The sequence below is a fragment of the Streptomyces albiflavescens genome (assembly GCF_014645835.1).
Lineage (GTDB): Bacteria > Actinomycetota > Actinomycetes > Streptomycetales > Streptomycetaceae > Streptomyces > Streptomyces albiflavescens.
Genome location: NZ_BMMM01000014.1, coordinates 99,136 through 115,070, shown reverse-complemented (window position 1 = coordinate 115,070; position 15,935 = coordinate 99,136). Strand labels below are relative to the sequence as shown.

The window sequence follows — 15,935 nt, the reverse complement described above, 5'->3', positions numbered from 1 at the left end:
CGACTGTGCGACCTTCGATCGGCCTATTCGACGGTGGCCCAGTCGAGCGTGCGCTCCACCGCCTTCTTCCAGGCTGCGTAACCCTCGGCGCGCCGGCCCTCCGACCACTCGGGCTCCCAGCGCTTGGACTCCTGCCAGTGGGTGCGCAGTTCGTCGGTGTCCTGCCAGAAGCCAGTGGCCAGGCCCGCCGCGTAGGCGGCGCCGAGCGCGGTGGTCTCGGCCACGACCGGGCGGCTGACCGGAACGCCGAGGACATCGGCCTGGATCTGCATGCACAGGTCGTTGGCGGTCACGCCACCGTCGACCTTGAGCACGTCCAGGTGGACGCCGGAGTCCTGTTCCATGGCCTCGACGACATCACGGCTCTGGTAGCAGATGGCTTCCAGCGTCGCCCGGGCCAGGTGGCCGTTGTCGTTGTACCGGGCGAGGCCGACGATCGCGCCGCGGGCGTCGGAGCGCCAGTACGGGGCGAACAGGCCCGAGAACGCGGGGACGAAGTACACGCCGCCGTTGTCCTCGACGGTTCGGGCGAGGGTCTCACTGTCGGCCGCGTTCTTGATGATCTTCATCTGGTCGCGCAGCCACTGCACCGCCGACCCGGTGACCGCGATGGAACCCTCCAGGGCGTAGATCGCCGGGCTGTCGCCGAACTGGTACGCCACCGTGGTGAGCAGGCCGTGCTGCGAACGGACCAGCTCCGTGCCGGTGTTGAGCACCAGGAAGTTGCCGGTGCCGTAGGTGTTCTTGGCTTCGCCGGGCGCGTAGCAGACCTGCCCGACGGTGGCCGCCTGCTGGTCCCCGAGCACCCCCGCGATGGGGATGGCGGCCTGCAGCGGCCGGGTCGTGCGCGTCACCCCGTACGCCTCCGGGTGGGACGAGGGGTTGATGGTGGGCAGCATCCGCCGTGGGATGTTGAAGAAGCCCAGCAACTCGTCGTCCCAGTCGAGGGTTTCCAGGTCCATCAGCATGGTGCGGCTGGCGTTGGTCACATCGGTGGCGTGGATGCCGCCGTGGGGGCCGCCGGTCAGGTTCCACAGGACCCAGCAGTCCGTGTTGCCGAAGAGGGCGTGTCCCTGCTCGGCCGCCTCGCGGACTCCGTCGACGTTCTCCAGGATCCACTGGATCTTGCCGCCGGAGAAGTACGTGGCCGGCGGCAGCCCCGCCTTGCGGCGGATGACGTCGCCCTGGCCCGAGCGTTCCAGGGCCGCGGCGATGGAGTCGGTGCGCGTGTCCTGCCAGACGATGGCGTTGTAGTAGGGACGGCCGTTGCGCGGATCCCAGACGACGGTGGTCTCGCGTTGATTGGTGATGCCGATGGCCGCCAGGTCTTCCGGCGCCAGGTTCCCGTGCCGCAGGGCGTTCTGCATCACGGAGTTGGTGCGCTCCCAGATCTCCACCGGGTCGTGCTCGACCCACCCGGAGCGCGGAAGGATCTGGGCGTGTTCCAGCTGATGCTTCGCCACCTCGTTGCCGTCGTGGTCGAAGATCATGAAACGAGAGCTGGTGGTCCCCTGGTCCACCGCGCCCACGAAGTCCGCCATGGCGTGTCGCCTCTCTGGTGGGGTGTCAGTCCTCGGGGGCGGGTGCGGGGACACGTCCGGGGGGCTCGGGCTCTGCCGTGGGCAGGAACCGACCGATGAAGGCCTTGTACACGCCGGCGCCGAGCACACCACCGATCAGCGGACCGGCGATCGGCACCCAGTAGTAGAGGTTCCCGTACTGATCTCGCCATGCTGAGCCGTACCCCGTGATGAAACTGGCCAGCCGGGGACCGAAGTCACGCGCCGGGTTGATCGCGTAGCCCGCAAGGGTGCCCCATGCCATGCCGATCCCCACAACGACCAGGCCGATGATGAACGGGGCCATGTTGGCGCCGGGAGGCGTGTTGAGCAGGTCCGTGATCGCCAGGATCAACAGCAGCAGAATCGCCGTGCCGATGACCTGGTCACGAAAGGCGCCCCACTCGTGGACCGGCAGGTTCGTATTGCCGTTGGCGGGGAGCGTCGAGAACACGAACTGCGTCTTGAAAGTATGTCCGGGGTCCGCCTTCGCCAGCGCCTCGGTGTAGTTCCAACGCACGATGAGAGCCGCCACGAAGGCGCCGGCCGTCTGGGCCAGCACGTAGGGCACTACCTTTTTCCAGGGAAACCCCTTGAACGTGGCCAGGGCGACGGTCACCGCGGGATTGAGATGCGCACCGCTCAGCCGGGCTGCGACGTAGACGCCCATGGTGACGCCGATGCCCCACGCCCAGGAGATGCTGTCGTGGTTACCGAGGCCACCGGGTGGCGTGGTGAGCGCTCCACCGGCGACCACTTGGGCCACCACGCCGACGCCGAAGAGGATGAGAATCATGGTGCCGAGGAATTCGGCCGACACCTCGCCGATCAACCCCAGCCTTTTGAGTCGCTCAGCCATGGAAGCCCGCTTTCCCGCCGGCTCAGGACCGGCCGTTGAGTGCCCGAGTCCTCCGGACCTCAGCATAGGACGATCTAGAAACAACCGCACAAGAAGCGACATGTCACCCTTTAGAGCGATTACAGCCGACGATCCGCAGGTGGAGACCCCCTCCCGTGCGCGCATGGCACCCGGCGACGGCGGCGTTCCTCAACTGTCCGACCCGGCATCGCGGCGGGCGTCAGACATCGGTGGGTAGGCCACTCACTTCCGCGATGCCGCGCAGCTCCTCGTCCTGGCGGTGACGTTCACCGATGAAATCGGCGATCTCCTGGCAGCGGGCGGGATCGGCCGCGGTGCCCGAATCCGTGACGACCCTGACAGGCCCGGTCTCCTCGGTCTCGATCTCGACGATCTGGTTGTCCAGACGCCCCGTGACGGCGACCGCGACGACGAGGGACGCCTCGTCGCGTACCTCCTGCGAGACGCTGTCCGCCTCCGCGCCGTCCAGAGTCAGCTCGATCGGCCCCGCGCGCTGCTCCTGGATCGCTTCGAGTACAGGGTCGACCATGCGACGCAGCAACGCGAAGTCCGCGGGGGTCATACGGAGGCGGAGCAGGTCGAGGTACAGGTCCACGGGCCGGTCTTCCGGCGAAAGCTCTGATTCGCTCATGGGATTCGACTTCCCCGATGTGGGAGACGTGATCGCATCTCTGTCCAGAATGATGGGAATCCTTGCCCGCCGCCGCTCAGGAATCCCGCCAGGACTGCGAGGGCGGGCACTGAGGGTTCAAGGAGACTGATCTCGGCCCGGTCATCCATGGCCATGGATCGAATCTCCTACGACTAATCTCCTCCAACTATGGGACAAACTCTCCCATGAGCACCCGAGAGCGGAGGTCCGTTAAGCACCCGAGAGCGGAGGTCCGTGATCTCAGCCGCCCTCGACTCCAGACAGGCGAGCCGTACCGCTCATACTGGGACACGCACGCCGCCGCCCTCAGACGCAAAGTGATCCATGTCGAAGTCCCGCACAGTCCGCACCACGGCCCCCGAGACCCTCTGGCTGGCCGGCGGCCACCACACCGGGCCCGCCCCGCAGGAGGCCCTGCGGGCGAACCTGCGCAAGCTCAAGGCCGACGAAACGATCCATGACTTCCTGGAGACGGAGAACTCCACGGAAGCCGACGGCCACGTCTTCGAGGCCCGGTGGCTCGTCGACGACGCCGTCACGGTGCGGGCCCGGCTCGCCACTGACGGGCGGGACCTCGTGGACGCAGAGCGGCGCTGGACTCTGGCGGCCGAGGCGGAACGGCCCTGGGACCCCGCGTGGCCCTCCCCCGCGACCATGTTCTGGCCCGAGAAGAGCGAGATTGCCTGGGACCACGACATCGTCGCCGGCCTCCGTCTACAGGACATCAACCCGCTGCCACAGGACGACAAGGCCCTCCGGCGGCTGCTCAAGGACGCCGGGCGGAACAGCTGGAGCATCAACGTCGTCGTCCACGAGGCGATGACTCCCGACCAGCGCGGTCGCCTGCCGCTGGCGCGCCTGCTGCCGCCCGGACTGCGGCACCGCGTCGTGGAACACCGCGCCGCGCCTGAGCAACTCCAGGCCGTCAACTGGGCTCTGTACGACCTGGGCGTCCGGGTGCCCCGAGGCGGCGCCGTGATTCTGCCCGGCACTCCCGCCCGACAGGGGTACGAGAAGCAGGACTTCACCGTGCGCAGCGTGTTCCTCGACGGCTCGGAGCCCACGGAACTCCTGGACAAGGTCGTACAGTACGCGGCGCTGCCCTGGCCTCTGCCGGAAGCGGCGGAAGAAGCGTTCACCGCTCTCCGGCAGAACTGGCACCTGGTGACTCTCGAGGAAGAACTCGCCCACGCACGCGCGCTCGTGAGTGCCTACGCCGAGGCGCTCGACGCCATGACCAAGTCGCGCGACCGATACCGCGAGGCGGCCGACCTCGCCCACGCCGCGTTGGCCGAGATCAAGGAATTCCGGGGTGCGGTTTCCCCCGCAGGCGAGGAGTCCCGTCAGCACGACGGGAACTCGCTGCACCAGCTGACAAGGACGATTCAGCGGGTCGCGGACAGTCTCAGACCACGGTCCAAGTGATCCCCAGGCTCAGCCGGTTCTGCGCCTGCCGGTCTGTCAGGACAGGAGCGGGCGAACCTCCCTCCCACCGCCGGCGGGCTTCGTGAGGCCGGTCCGCGCGGTATCCACCCACGTCCGCAGCCGGCCTCGGAACACGGGCATGATGCCGACGGGCCGGCATCGGAACACGGCATGATGCCGGCGGGCCGGCCCCGCCCGGGTTCGGGCGGGGCCGGCCATCGGACTCGGGTCGCCCTCGGGGCTACTGGGACGCCATCCCGTCGGATGACCTGGACGGTGCCGGAGCGTAGCCGGTGGGGCGGGTCGTGAAGACTCCCCGGCCCTGAGTCCGGCTGCGCAAGCGCGTGGCGTAGCCGAACAGTTCGACCAGTGGCACGGTGGCCGTGATCACCGCCGCGCCCACTCGCGTAAGCGAGCCGGAGACCCGGCCGCGCCGTGCCGCCAGGTCGCCGAGCACGCCACCCACGGCGTCGTCGGGCACGGTGACGGTGACTTCGACGACCGGTTCCAGGAGCTCCATCGCGCCGGCGCGCAGTGCCTCGCGGAGCCCCAGTCGGCCGGCCGTGCGGAACGCCATCTCCGAGGAGTCCTTCGGATGGGTCGCCCCATCGGTCAGCGTGACGCGCAGCCCGGTCACCGGGTGGCCGCCGATCGGTCCCTCGGCGAGCGCGTCCCGGCAGCCTGCCTCCACCGCGCGGACGTACTCCTGCGGCACCCTGCCACCGACGACGCTCGAGCGGAACTCGAAGCCCGTCGCGCTCCCCTCGACGCCGCTCGGGTCGGCCTCCAGCGGCTCCACATCGAGGACGACATGGGCGAACTGACCGGCACCCCCTTCCTGCTTGACGTGCCGGTACACCAGCCCCGACACCCTTCGCGTCACCGTCTCCCGGTAGGCCACCCTCGGCCGGCCGACGGCGACCTCCAGCCCCTGGGCACGCCGGATCTTCTCCACGGCCACCTCCAAGTGCAGCTCGCCCATCCCCGACAGCACCGTCTGGCCGGTCTCGGAATCCGTCCGGACCGTCAGCGAAGGATCCTCCTCTCGCAGACGTGCCAATGCCGACACCAGGCGGTCGGTATCGATGCTCCGGCGGGCCTCGACGGCCACGGAGACGACCGGATCGGCGACGACCGGCGGTTCGAGCAGCAAAGGAGCCGCGGGTGCGCACAGGGTCGCCCCGGCACGAGCAGACTTCGGGCCGACCAGCGCGACGATGTCACCGGCCACCGCCCGGTCCAACTCCGCGTACCGGTCCGCCTGGACGCGCAGAATCCGGCTGATGCGTTCCGTGCGCCTCGCGCCCACGTCCAACACCGCCTCTCCCTTGTCGATCGTTCCCGAGTACACCCGCACATACGTCAGCCGCCCGGTGGCCGTCGCGTTCACCTTGAACACCAGCCCCGCGAACGGTGCCTCCGAGTCGGCGAGCCGTTCCTGCGCCGCGCCGCTGTCGGTGCCGCGCACGGCCGGCACGTCGAGCGGCGAGGGCAGATAGGCCACGACGGCCTCCAGCAGCGGCTCGATCCCGCGGTTGCGGTAGGCCGAACCGCACAGCACCACCACGCCCTCACCGGTACGGGTCAGGTCGCGCAGCGCGGAGGTCAGCGTCGCCGCGGAGACCGTGGAACGGTCGCAGAACTCCTCCAGCGCGACCGGGTGGAGTTCCGCCACCGCTTCCTCCAGCAGCCTGCGCCGCCGGTGCGCTTCTTCCCGCAGACCTTCCGGTACCGGCCCCTCCTCGACCGTGTCGCTGCCGTCCGCCCAGACCAAGGACCGCATGCGCAGCAGATCCACCACGCCGCTGAAACCGTCTTCGGTGCCGATCGGCAACTGGACGACGAGCGGGGCCGGATGGAGCCGCTCGCGAATCGACTCGACCGCGGTGTCGAGGTCGGCACCGGCGCGGTCCAGCTTGTTGACGAAGGCGATCCTCGGCACGCCGTGCCGGTCGGCCCGCCGCCACACCGACTCGCTCTGCGGCTCGACGCCGGCCACGGCGTCGAACACCGCGATCGCACCGTCGAGGACCCGCAACGAGCGCTCCACCTCGTCGGAGAAGTCGACGTGGCCCGGCGTGTCGATCAGGTTGATCCGGTGGCCGTCCCAGGCGCAACTCACGGCCGCGGCGAAGATGGTGATCCCACGATCGCGCTCCTGGGGGTCGAAGTCGGTGACGGTGGTGCCGTTGTGGACCTCACCACGCTTGTGGGTGGTCCCGGTGAGGTAGAGGATCCGCTCGGTGACGGTGGTCTTGCCGGCGTCGACGTGGGCGAGGATGCCCAGGTTGCGGACGGCGGTCAGCGGACTGGTGAGGTGACGGTTCAGGTCGGTACGCACGGCCCATGGCCTTTCGGGTGATACGGAAAGGGCGGCGCAATTCCCGGACGACAGGCCTGTGTTCAGGCGGCGCGAGACCTCGTGGGCAGCGCACGGCGTCGCAACGCACGCGGGCGACCGATGCGATACCGAGCAGGCAGAGGTCAGGAGTTCGTCACGGGCATCCGGTTCCGGCCGCGCAGCCGGCACCGGGCATACGAAGACACGAGGATCACCTCGTAGCGCGACGGGGGGACGACGACAGCGGTGCGGTAACGCACGGCCCGGCTCCCCTCACTCGTCACGGCGCGCGCCGCGATGTCGTTGCGGCGTGCGGTTCGTGGCGAGTGTAGGAAATCCCGCGCGGGTGGGGCATCGCATTTTCCTCCGGGGCCCGGCTGCCGCGTCGTACCGCCCTGCCGACGCGGGCACCCCCGGCAAGCAGTGATCCTGCGGCAGTTGAAGCGGAGATACGCGTGTGGCGTCAGGCAACCCCTCGGACTCGGCTGCCGTCCTCGTGGGACGGGGAGTGCTCCGGGATCTCTGCGGAGCACACGGGGAGCATGCCGACCGAAGGAGAAGAACCTTGATCCGAGTCCGGCGAATAGGGATCGCCGCCGCTGCGTTGTTCGCAGTGGTCGCGGGATCGCCTGGATTGGCCCATGCGCAGCTGGTGACAGCCGGATCGGCGCTGTCCGCGCCGGTCGCGGATTCCGGCGGAGAGCTTCCGCCGGGCTGGCAGATCACCGGAGAGGGGGCGGCGAGACAACTGGTCTGGCGTTCGGACGATCCGGTGCCGGTGAGCGACTCCGGCGTCGAGTTCTACGCCGGCGACCGGTTCCTGGGCCGGCCGGTCGGCGGGCACGACGGCCGTACGTTCCGGCTCGCGCTGCACGGCGTACGGCTCGGGGAGTTGACCGACCTTCGAGCCCTGACCGGTCAACGCCGTCTGGACGCGGCAGCAGCCGACGAGAACCGGCCGAGCCGACGACCGGGGGTCGCTGCCCCACCGCCAACCCCGCTTCCTGCCAACGCGGTTGACCCCGGAAAGCCAGGTTCCTACCGGACGGTCACCGGCGAGTACACGCTCAACTCGGTGCGGCTGCCAGGATTTTCCGCACCCGTGGAGATGCGTGCGGTCGTGGTCGCGCCCACCGACGCCCCCGGGCCCCGCCCGCTGGCGCTGTTCCTGCACGGCCGTCACGCCACCTGCTTCACGGGGCACGGCGATGACGTGACCGGCGAGTGGCCCTGCCCCACGGGTTCGAAACCGATCCCCAGTCACCGGGGCTATCTGCGCGACCAGAAACTGCTGGCCTCGCAGGGATATGTGACCGTGTCCATCGCCGCCAACGGCATCAACGGTCAGGACTACGCCGCGGAGGACGGCGGTGCACAGGCCCGATCGTCGCTGGTGCGGCAGCACTTGGCCCGCTGGGCGGACTGGGCGGCCCACCCGGCCTCGGCGCCCCGGATCGTACGGGCCTCGGCTCCGGCCGATCTCTCGCGCGTCCTGCTCGTCGGCCACTCGCGAGGCGGCGAAGGCGTGAACAGGGCTGCCATGGACAGCCTGTACGCCCCGCCGGCCGACCAGGACGGCTACCGGGGCCCGGTGCGCTGGCACATCCGCGGCACCGTCCTCATCGGCCCGACCATCTTCGGGCAGAACCCGACTCCCGACGTACCGTCGATGACGATCCTGCCCGGCTGCGACGGCGACGTCTCCGATCTGCAGGGCGAAATGTATGTGGACGGCACACGCGGTGTAAGCCGCGGCGCCGCCCTGCACAGCGCCGTGTACGTGATCGGCGCCAACCACAACTTCTTCAACAGCGAGTGGACTCCGGGACAGGCCCAGGCCCCGGCGGAGGACGACTTCTGGGCCGGGGACCAGCCGGACCGGGTGTGCTCGCCGGGCACCGCGACCAGGCTGACGGCCCGTCAGCAACAGGCCGCCGGTGCGACGTACATCGCCGCCGCGGCGCGGCTGTTCGTCGCGGGCGACGACCGGGCGCGTCCGCTGCTGGACGGCTCGAACCGGCGCGCGCCCTCGGCCGACCCCGCGCGGGTGCTCACCCACGCGGTCGGCGCACGCCGGACGCCGGCGTTCCTGCCGGACGGCCCGGTCGCCGTGGACGGCGGCCGGCTGTGCGCGGAGGTGGACACCGACGCGGACGCGGCCTGCCTGAGCTCCCACGCGCGTGGCGGCTCTCCGCACTTCGCCCAGTGGGAGACGTCGAAGGAGCCGGGCCGACGCGCCGTCGCGCTGCGCTGGACGGCTCCCGGCTCCGCGATGCGCGTACGGCCGACGCGGGCCGTCTCCGTCGACGGCGCCGAGGCCCTGGCACTGCGCGTGATCGTGCCACCGAACAGCAAGGACACCCAGCTCGACGTGACCCTCGCCGACGCTGCCGGCCGCCGGGCCACTCTGGGGCGCGTCCACCTCGACGGTCTGCCCGGAACCGAGCGCACCGCCTCCTTCTGGGGGCAGGAGGTCCGCGTACCGCTGGCCGCCGCCGCCCGCGCCGGAGTCGATCTACACCGGGTGACGGCCCTGGAACTGACCCCGCGCAGCCGGTCCGGACAGGCCTGGCTGATGGACGCCTGGGGCTGGCGCCCCGGCATGGCGACGGTCCGACCCGCCGTTCTGCCCCGCGTCGACATCGGCCGGCTGGCGGTCAAGGAGGGCGACACCGGAGTCCGCACCTACCACGTACCGGTGCGGGTCTCCGGGCACGGCAGCGGCACCATCCGCCTGTTCGTCGCCGATCCGGCATCGGACCAGGCCACGGTGCGTGAGGTGACGGTGCGGCCCGGGAGCCAGAGCATCGACGTACCGGTCCGGGTGCGGGGCAATACCCGTTTCGGATACGACGTGGCGCACGACGTCTTCGTGAAGGCGGTCCACGGCGCGGTGGTCGGCGCCCATCGCGGCGGCGTCACCGTGCGGAACGACGACCCGATGCCCACCATCAAGGTGACGCCGGTCGCCGACCAGGTCACCGAAGGCCAGAGCCTGACCTGGCGGGTGTCCCTCTCCGCGGTGGCGGACACGGACATCGAGGCCTCCTTCAGCGTCCTGCCGGTGACCGGCGGCGCCGAACTGTCGACCACCGATGTCGACCCCCAGTGGCTGCTGGAGAACTCCGGCGAGGCGCCACGGCCGTCGCGGCCGCTGTCCGCGGTGCAGGGTCTCTCCCTCTACGCCACCGTCCCCGCCGGCCGGTCGAGCACCGAGCTGACCATCCCCACCGTCACGGACGCCCTGACCGAGCCGGAGGAGGCGGTGCGCCTCCAGGAGACCGTCTACGACGACTCCGGTGAGCCGCACGACGGGCCGGTGTTCACCGGCAAGGTGCGCGACGCTTCGTAGGTCCGCCCGCACCCCGCGTCGACCGGGCCCCGAGCGAAGGGCCCGGTCGGCGTCATTTCCGGACGGTCCGCTTTCGGCCGGAGCACGTTCCTGCGGCTGGTCGACGCGCTTCCCGAGCCCTAGGGGGTTTCTGATGGATCTCCGCGCATGGTTCGCGATGCAGTGGACGCATTCGCCGGCCGGCGCACGAGCGGCTCCGCCCGCGTCAGGCCGCGACCTCTCTCCGCCGGGCCGCCCTGCCCTGATCCGCCGGCGCCGGCACGCGGTGGTTGCCTCCGCTCCCCTGCCGCACCAGCGACAGCGGTCCCGCCCCCAGCGAGACGGTGGCGCTGCGCGAAAGCCCTCCCGGTTCGACGCCCGCTGATCGCCTGCGACAATTCAACCAGCGCTGGTGTTCGACTTGCCGCGGACGATGGAGGAGCTTGTGCCACTGCCCTCGAACCCCTTGCGGAAGCTGGGCTTCCTGACCATCGGGCTGTTCGACCGGGACAACCCCGGTCGCGGCCACGCATCGACACTCGAGATCATCGAACTGGGTGAACGGCTCGGCTTCGACAGCGCGTGGGTGCGCCACCGCCATCTCCAATACGGCATCTCCTCCCCGGTCGCCGTCCTGGCAGCTGCCACACAGCGCACCAGCCGCATCGAACTGGGCACCGCGGTCATCCCGGTCGGCTGGGAGAATCCACTGCGGCTGGCCGAAGACCTCGCCACCGTCGACATCCTGTCCGCAGGCCGCCTCAATCCGGGTGTCAGCGTCGGCCCGCCCATGCACTACGAGCAGGTCAAGCACGCCCTCTATCCCGATACCGGCGACGTCGAGAGCTTCGACTACGACCGTGTGGAACGGCTGCTGGACTTCGTACGCGGCAAGCCGGCCACCGACTTCAGCGGGATCGAGGGCTTCGAGGTGTTCTCCGACCGCGTCCAGCCGCACTCCCCCGGCCTGGGCCGCCGCATGTGGTACGGCGGCGCGAGCCTGCGGTCGGCGCAGTGGGCCGGGGAGCACGGGATGAACTTCTTGACCAGCAGCGTCGTGAAGGCGGAGGAGGCCGAGGACTTCGCCGAGGTCCAGCTCTCACACGTACGGGCCTTCCGCGCCCACCATCCCGACGGCGATCGCGCCCGCGTCTCCCAGGGACTCGTCGTGATCCCCACGGACAGCGCCTCGCCGGAGCAGCGAGCGAAGTACGAGGAGTACGCCCGGCAGCGGCTGCCGCGTACCGCTACGCCTCAGGGACCCGCGCGCATGATGTTCGCGCCCGATCTCGTCGGAACTGCCGACCAGATCGCCGAGCGTCTCTACTCCCAGGTCGCGTTCCGGGAAGTCGACGAGGTCGCGTTCGCGCTGCCTTTCACCTTCGACCACGCCGACTACGTCCAGATCCTCACCGACATCGCCACCCGGCTCGGCCCGGCACTTGGCTGGCGACCGGCCGTCTGAACACCGGTGTCGCTCACGTCTGGCCGCGCGGCGGCGTGGTGTGGCGTCGGTTGCGGAAGGTGCGGCGCAGGTCGTCGACCCAGGCGTCCGGGGTTTCCCAGGGGATGAAGTGGCCGCCGCTGTCGTGGGCGGTGAGGTTGACGTGGTTGTACCAGTCGGCGCGGTCACTGGCGAGCCAGTTCTGCAGGCGCTGTTCGGTGCCGGTGACGCCGGGTGGGTTCTCGTAGCCGACGAAGGTGATGCCGGTGGGTGCTTCGACGACCGGGCGGCGGTCGTGGGAGGGGGTCCAGGGATAGCGGTTGGCGTTGGCGTAGTAGCGCATCGAGGTTCCGATGGCGTTGTTCACCCAGAAGATCGTCGCGTGGGTGAGGAGGTCGTCCTTGGAGAAGACGCTTTCCACGTCGCCGTGATGGTCGCTCCAGTTCGCCCAGCGTTCGAGGATCCAGGCGAGCAGCCCGACCGGTGAGTCGGAGAGCCCGTGGGCGAGGGTGCTCGGGGCGAGGACGTGGGCGGCCAGGTGGACGGCGAAGCGCCGCTCGTAGGCGACCAGTTGACGGTGTACGGGCTCGGGCAGGCCCTCGGGGATCGGCCGGCCGCCGCTGAGGTCCCAGGCCCGGTCGCCGTTGAAGAACGTGAGCTTCAGGCCGGAGCCGATGTGGATGCCGTGCAGTTCGCCGGCGTACTTGTGGCCGAGCTGGCCGGTGACGAGGGCGCCGACATCGCAGCCGCCGGCGGCGTACTTCTCGTAGCCGAGCGTTCCGGTCATCAGGGCGTGCCAGAGGTCCGCGACCTTCCAGAAGTTCATGTCGGGGTGGTCCGGCAGCGGGGTGGAGAAGCCGAAGCCGGGAAGCGACGGGACGATGACGTCGAAGGCGTCGGCCGGGTCGCCGCCGAACGCGGCCGGGTCGGCGAGCGGGTCGACGACCTTGGACCAGTGCCAGAACGTCCAGGGCCAGCCGTGCGTGAGGATGAGCGGCGTGGGGTCGGGGCCGACGCCCGGCCTGCGCATGAAGTGGATCGGAACGCCCTGGACGGTCACCTTGTAGTGCTCGTAGGCGTTGATCGCGGCTTCGGCCGTGCGCCAGTCGTAGTGATGGAGCCAGTGGTCGGCGAGTTCCTGGAGGTAGCGACGGCTGACGCCGTAGTACCCGTCCTCGTTGCCCGCGTCGTCGGGCCATCTCGTAAGCCGTAGCCGCACCTTGAGGTCGTCGAGGACGGCGTCGGGGACGTGGAGGGGCGCCGGTTCCAGCGGGAAGCGCGCTGTGGCTGCCATGAGGTTCCTTCCAAGTCGGGAGAAGCGGCCGCGCCGGCGATCAGCGCTCGGTGTCCATGAGCGCGGCCATCCGCGCGAGCGCGGGCAGGGCGGCGCCGATGGCGCGGCGCTCCTCGGGGGTCAGGGCTTCGAGCAGCTGCCCGAACCGGCGGACGCGGTCCTGCTGCCGGGTGCGGACCACCTGGGCACCGGCTGGGGTCACCTGGACGAGTACCGCGCGGCCGTCTTCGGGATCCGGGCGTCGCTCCACCAGTCCATCACGTTCCAGCCGGGTGACGAGCTGGGTGATGGCGGGCTGCGTGATCTGCTCGCTCGCCTTCAGCGTGGTCAGCCGCATGGGGCCTTTGTGGGCCAGCGTGTGCAGGACCGACAGCGTGGTGAAGCTGTGCTTCTCGGTCGCGGGGAGTCGGATGGACCTGCGGGTGAACTCTCCCAGCACGGCGGTGAGGTCCGTGGCGTCGAGATCCTGTCGGCTCGGTGGTGCCATGACTGGAATGTATCACCGATTTATTTAAATCGCTTATGCAATGCATAACGAGGGGCCGACAGGTCTCCCGCCTCCCCTGGGAGGCGGTGACACATCAGTCCTTGAGACGGTCGATCTGACGGATCTTGTTGGTCGCGTCCAGGGCGGCGACCTTGTAGGACTCGGCGAGCGTCGGGTAGTTGAACACGGCGTCCACCAGGTAGTCGACCGTGCCACCGCAGCCCATGACGGACTGGCCGATGTGGATGAGTTCGGTGGCGCCGGTGCCGAAGCAGTGGACACCCAGCAGTTTGCGGTCCTCGGGGGAGACCAGGAGCTTGAGCATGCCGTGCGAGTCACCGATGATCTGACCCCTGGCCAGTTCGCGATAGCGGGAGATGCCGACCTCGAACGGCACGCAGTCTTCGGTGAGTTGGTCCTCGGTCCGCCCGATGAAGCTGATTTCCGGGATGGTGTAGATGCCGATCGGCTGCAGGTCGTGCATCCGGTTCACCGGCTCGCCGCAGGCGTGGTACGCCGCCGTGCGGCCCTGCTCCATCGAGGTCGCCGCCAGCGCGGGGAAGCCTATGACGTCGCCGACGGCGTAGATGTGCGGCACCTCGGTGCGGTAATGCTCGTCGACCGTGATGCGGCCACGCCGGTCGGCGGACAGGCCGGCCTTGTCCAGATCGAGTTCGTCGGTGAGACCCTGTCGGCCCGCCGAGTACATCACGGCGTCCGCGGGGATCTTCTTCCCGCTCTCCAGGATGGTGAGCGTGCCTCGGGAATGTCGCTCGACCGCGGCCACGGTCTCCCCGAACCGGAAGGTCACGGCAAGATCCCGCAGGTGGTACTTCAGCGACTCGATCACTTCGACGTCACAGAAGTCGAGCATCCCGGGCCGCTTCTCGACCACCGTGATCTTGCTGCCGAGGGCGGCGAACATGGAGGCGTACTCCATGCCGATCACACCGGCTCCGACGATGACCATGGAGCGCGGCACCTGCTCCAGGTTCAGTACGTTGTCCGAGTCCATGATCGTCCGCCCGTCGAACTCGACGGCCGCGGGCCTGGCCGGCCGGGTGCCGGTGGCGATGACGATGTGCTCGGCGCTCAACTGCCGTTCATCGCCGTTCGCTTCATGCAGGGCGATCGTGTGATCGTCCACGAAGCGGCCCGTGCCCGCGAAGAGGGAGACGTGATTGCGCGACAGCTGGCTGCGGATCACATCGACCTCGCGGCTGACCACGTGCTCGGTGCGCGCGGTCAGATCGGCGACGGTGATGTCCTCCTTGAGGCGGTAACTCTGGCCGTACAGATCCCGTTGGGTGAGACCTGTGAGATACAGCACCGCCTCACGCAGGGTCTTGGAAGGGATGGTCCCGGTGTGGATGGAGACCCCGCCGACCATGTCGGGGCGGTCGACAATGGCGACCCGACGGCCGAGCTTGGCCGCAGCGATAGCGGCTTTCTGGCCGCCCGGGCCGGATCCGATGACGAGCATGTCGAAGTCGGGCACGCCCCGGAGTCTGTCAGCCCGAGGCCTTCCCTCGATAGGGTGAACCGGGGATCTTTCGCGATGCGTGGGAGCGGCCTCCGCTCCAAAGCGTGGCCCCAGGTGGCGCGTTGAGCGGAATTGATCGAGCTGCGGTGCCTGACCCGCTCGCCGGGGCGTACCGGGTGGCGGTGGCATCATCGGCTGTGAGCGGCATATCGAACGACGCCGTGGAGGGGAGCAGCATGCCCAGCGCGGTCGCTCCGTTCGTCGCCGAACTCGACGACACACAAGGGGCGTTCGCCGACCGTCGTCGGACCTGCCGGAGGCTTTGATGCAGATCGCTTCGTTGCCGTACGTCGATGAGCACGCCACGGTCATCGCGGCGGGGACCGACGAGGTCTGGCGCAGTCTGGGCGAAGCGCTGGACCGATCCTTTTCGCGCCCTCGTGCCGTCGGCTACGCGCGGCTGGTGGGTTCCGCCCACTGCACGGCGTCCGGGCCGAGGCCCCTCGCCGAGGACTCCACGATTCCCGGTTTTCGGGTGGTGGCCGCGGTCCCGGGACGAGAGCTGGTCCTCAAGGGGAGTCATCGTTTCTCGTCCTACGCACTGATCTTCCGTCTCGACGAGGTCGGTCCGGCCCGATCGCGGTTGCGGGCGGAGACCCGAGCCACCTTTCCCGGCCTGGCCAGCGACCTCTATCGACGGCTCGTGATCGGGACGGGCGGGCATGCGGTGGGCATGCGCCGCCTGCTCTCGGCGATTCGCCGTCTGTCCGAGTGATGGGCGACGGTCACGGGCCCCGGCTGCGCCATCGGAACGGCACGCGACTGCGGGCTCCGAATGTGTCACGGGAGCTCCTCCTGTCGCCCGTCCCCGTCGCCGCCCCAGCCCTCCTCGGCCGCCGGATGTCAGCCCGCGGCCGGACCGAACTCGCCGACGATTCGGCGACGCCATGAGCCTCGATGATCCGGCCGGGGCGCGTGCCGAAAACAACGGTTCTGAAACGGAATCCAAGCGGTGGGCAAGCTGCCAGGAAATCGTGTA

General features: G+C 69.6%; 11 protein-coding genes. 4 read left to right on the top strand and 7 right to left on the bottom strand.

What is annotated here, in order from left to right:
- Nucleotides 1–23: 23 nt before the first annotated feature.
- The 3 genes from glpK to IEY95_RS32875 form a co-directional block, all read right to left on the bottom strand.
- Nucleotides 24–1,541: a glycerol kinase GlpK gene (gene glpK / locus IEY95_RS32885; protein ID WP_189189828.1), complete on the bottom strand. Its 1,518-nt coding sequence runs from the start codon at nt 1,539–1,541 to the stop codon at nt 24–26.
- 25 nt (nt 1,542–1,566) lie between these two features.
- Nucleotides 1,567–2,418: an MIP/aquaporin family protein gene (locus IEY95_RS32880; protein WP_189189827.1), complete on the bottom strand. Its 852-nt coding sequence runs from the start codon at nt 2,416–2,418 to the stop codon at nt 1,567–1,569.
- Between the two features lie 220 nt (nt 2,419–2,638).
- Nucleotides 2,639–3,070, bottom strand: coding sequence for a hypothetical protein (locus IEY95_RS32875; protein ID WP_189189826.1), 432 nt, complete (start codon nt 3,068–3,070; stop codon nt 2,639–2,641).
- 345 nt (nt 3,071–3,415) lie between these two features.
- On the opposite strand from IEY95_RS32875, the gene IEY95_RS32870 reads away from it, so the two are divergent.
- Nucleotides 3,416–4,516, top strand: a complete 1,101-nt coding sequence (locus tag IEY95_RS32870) for a hypothetical protein (RefSeq protein ID WP_189189825.1) — start codon at nt 3,416–3,418, stop codon at nt 4,514–4,516.
- A 241-nt stretch (nt 4,517–4,757) separates the two neighbouring features.
- Here the strand turns inward: IEY95_RS32870 and fusA are convergent, their stop codons facing one another.
- A complete protein-coding gene (gene fusA / locus IEY95_RS32865) occupies nt 4,758–6,857 on the bottom strand; it encodes an elongation factor G (RefSeq protein ID WP_189189824.1) in 2,100 nt (699 codons plus the stop codon).
- Between the two features lie 565 nt (nt 6,858–7,422).
- Between fusA and IEY95_RS32860 the strand changes: the two genes are divergently transcribed.
- Nucleotides 7,423–10,209, top strand: a complete 2,787-nt coding sequence (locus IEY95_RS32860; RefSeq protein WP_189189823.1) for an alpha/beta hydrolase family protein — start codon at nt 7,423–7,425, stop codon at nt 10,207–10,209.
- A 424-nt stretch (nt 10,210–10,633) separates the two neighbouring features.
- Nucleotides 10,634–11,653, top strand: coding sequence for an LLM class flavin-dependent oxidoreductase (locus IEY95_RS32855; RefSeq protein WP_189189822.1), 1,020 nt, complete (start codon nt 10,634–10,636; stop codon nt 11,651–11,653).
- Nucleotides 11,654–11,666: 13 nt separating this feature from the next.
- On the opposite strand, the gene IEY95_RS32850 is transcribed toward IEY95_RS32855, so the two are convergent.
- The 3 genes from IEY95_RS32850 to sthA all read right to left on the bottom strand — a co-directional run bounded on the left by IEY95_RS32850 (nt 11,667) and on the right by sthA (nt 14,911).
- A complete protein-coding gene (locus tag IEY95_RS32850; protein WP_189189821.1) occupies nt 11,667–12,926 on the bottom strand; it encodes an epoxide hydrolase family protein in 1,260 nt (419 codons plus the stop codon).
- Nucleotides 12,927–12,966: 40 nt separating this feature from the next.
- The gene (locus tag IEY95_RS32845; RefSeq protein ID WP_189189820.1) at nt 12,967–13,413 is read right to left on the bottom strand and encodes a MarR family winged helix-turn-helix transcriptional regulator; all 447 of its coding nucleotides are present in this window, start codon (nt 13,411–13,413) and stop codon (nt 12,967–12,969) included.
- Between the two features lie 94 nt (nt 13,414–13,507).
- Nucleotides 13,508–14,911, bottom strand: coding sequence for a Si-specific NAD(P)(+) transhydrogenase (sthA, locus tag IEY95_RS32840; RefSeq protein WP_229703517.1), 1,404 nt, complete (start codon nt 14,909–14,911; stop codon nt 13,508–13,510).
- 310 nt (nt 14,912–15,221) lie between these two features.
- Between sthA and IEY95_RS32835 the strand changes: the two genes are divergently transcribed.
- Nucleotides 15,222–15,671 carry a hypothetical protein gene (locus tag IEY95_RS32835; protein WP_189189819.1) on the top strand — a complete coding sequence of 150 codons (450 nt, stop codon included), beginning with the start codon at nt 15,222–15,224 and terminating at the stop codon, nt 15,669–15,671.
- The last annotated feature ends 264 nt before the right edge of the window (nt 15,672–15,935 follow it).

Bases quoted from the DNA above. Each gene is read 5' to 3' on its own strand.
- glpK (WP_189189828.1), bottom strand. From the start codon at position 1,541: ATGGCGGACTTCGTGGGCGCGGTGGACCAGGGGACCACCAGCTCTCGT.
- IEY95_RS32880 (WP_189189827.1), bottom strand. From the start codon at position 2,418: ATGGCTGAGCGACTCAAAAGGCTGGGGTTGATCGGCGAGGTGTCGGCC.
- IEY95_RS32875 (WP_189189826.1), bottom strand. From the start codon at position 3,070: ATGAGCGAATCAGAGCTTTCGCCGGAAGACCGGCCCGTGGACCTGTAC.
- IEY95_RS32870 (WP_189189825.1), top strand. From the start codon at position 3,416: ATGTCGAAGTCCCGCACAGTCCGCACCACGGCCCCCGAGACCCTCTGG.
- IEY95_RS32850 (WP_189189821.1), bottom strand. From the start codon at position 12,926: ATGGCAGCCACAGCGCGCTTCCCGCTGGAACCGGCGCCCCTCCACGTC.
- IEY95_RS32845 (WP_189189820.1), bottom strand. From the start codon at position 13,413: ATGGCACCACCGAGCCGACAGGATCTCGACGCCACGGACCTCACCGCC.
- IEY95_RS32835 (WP_189189819.1), top strand. From the start codon at position 15,222: ATGCAGATCGCTTCGTTGCCGTACGTCGATGAGCACGCCACGGTCATC.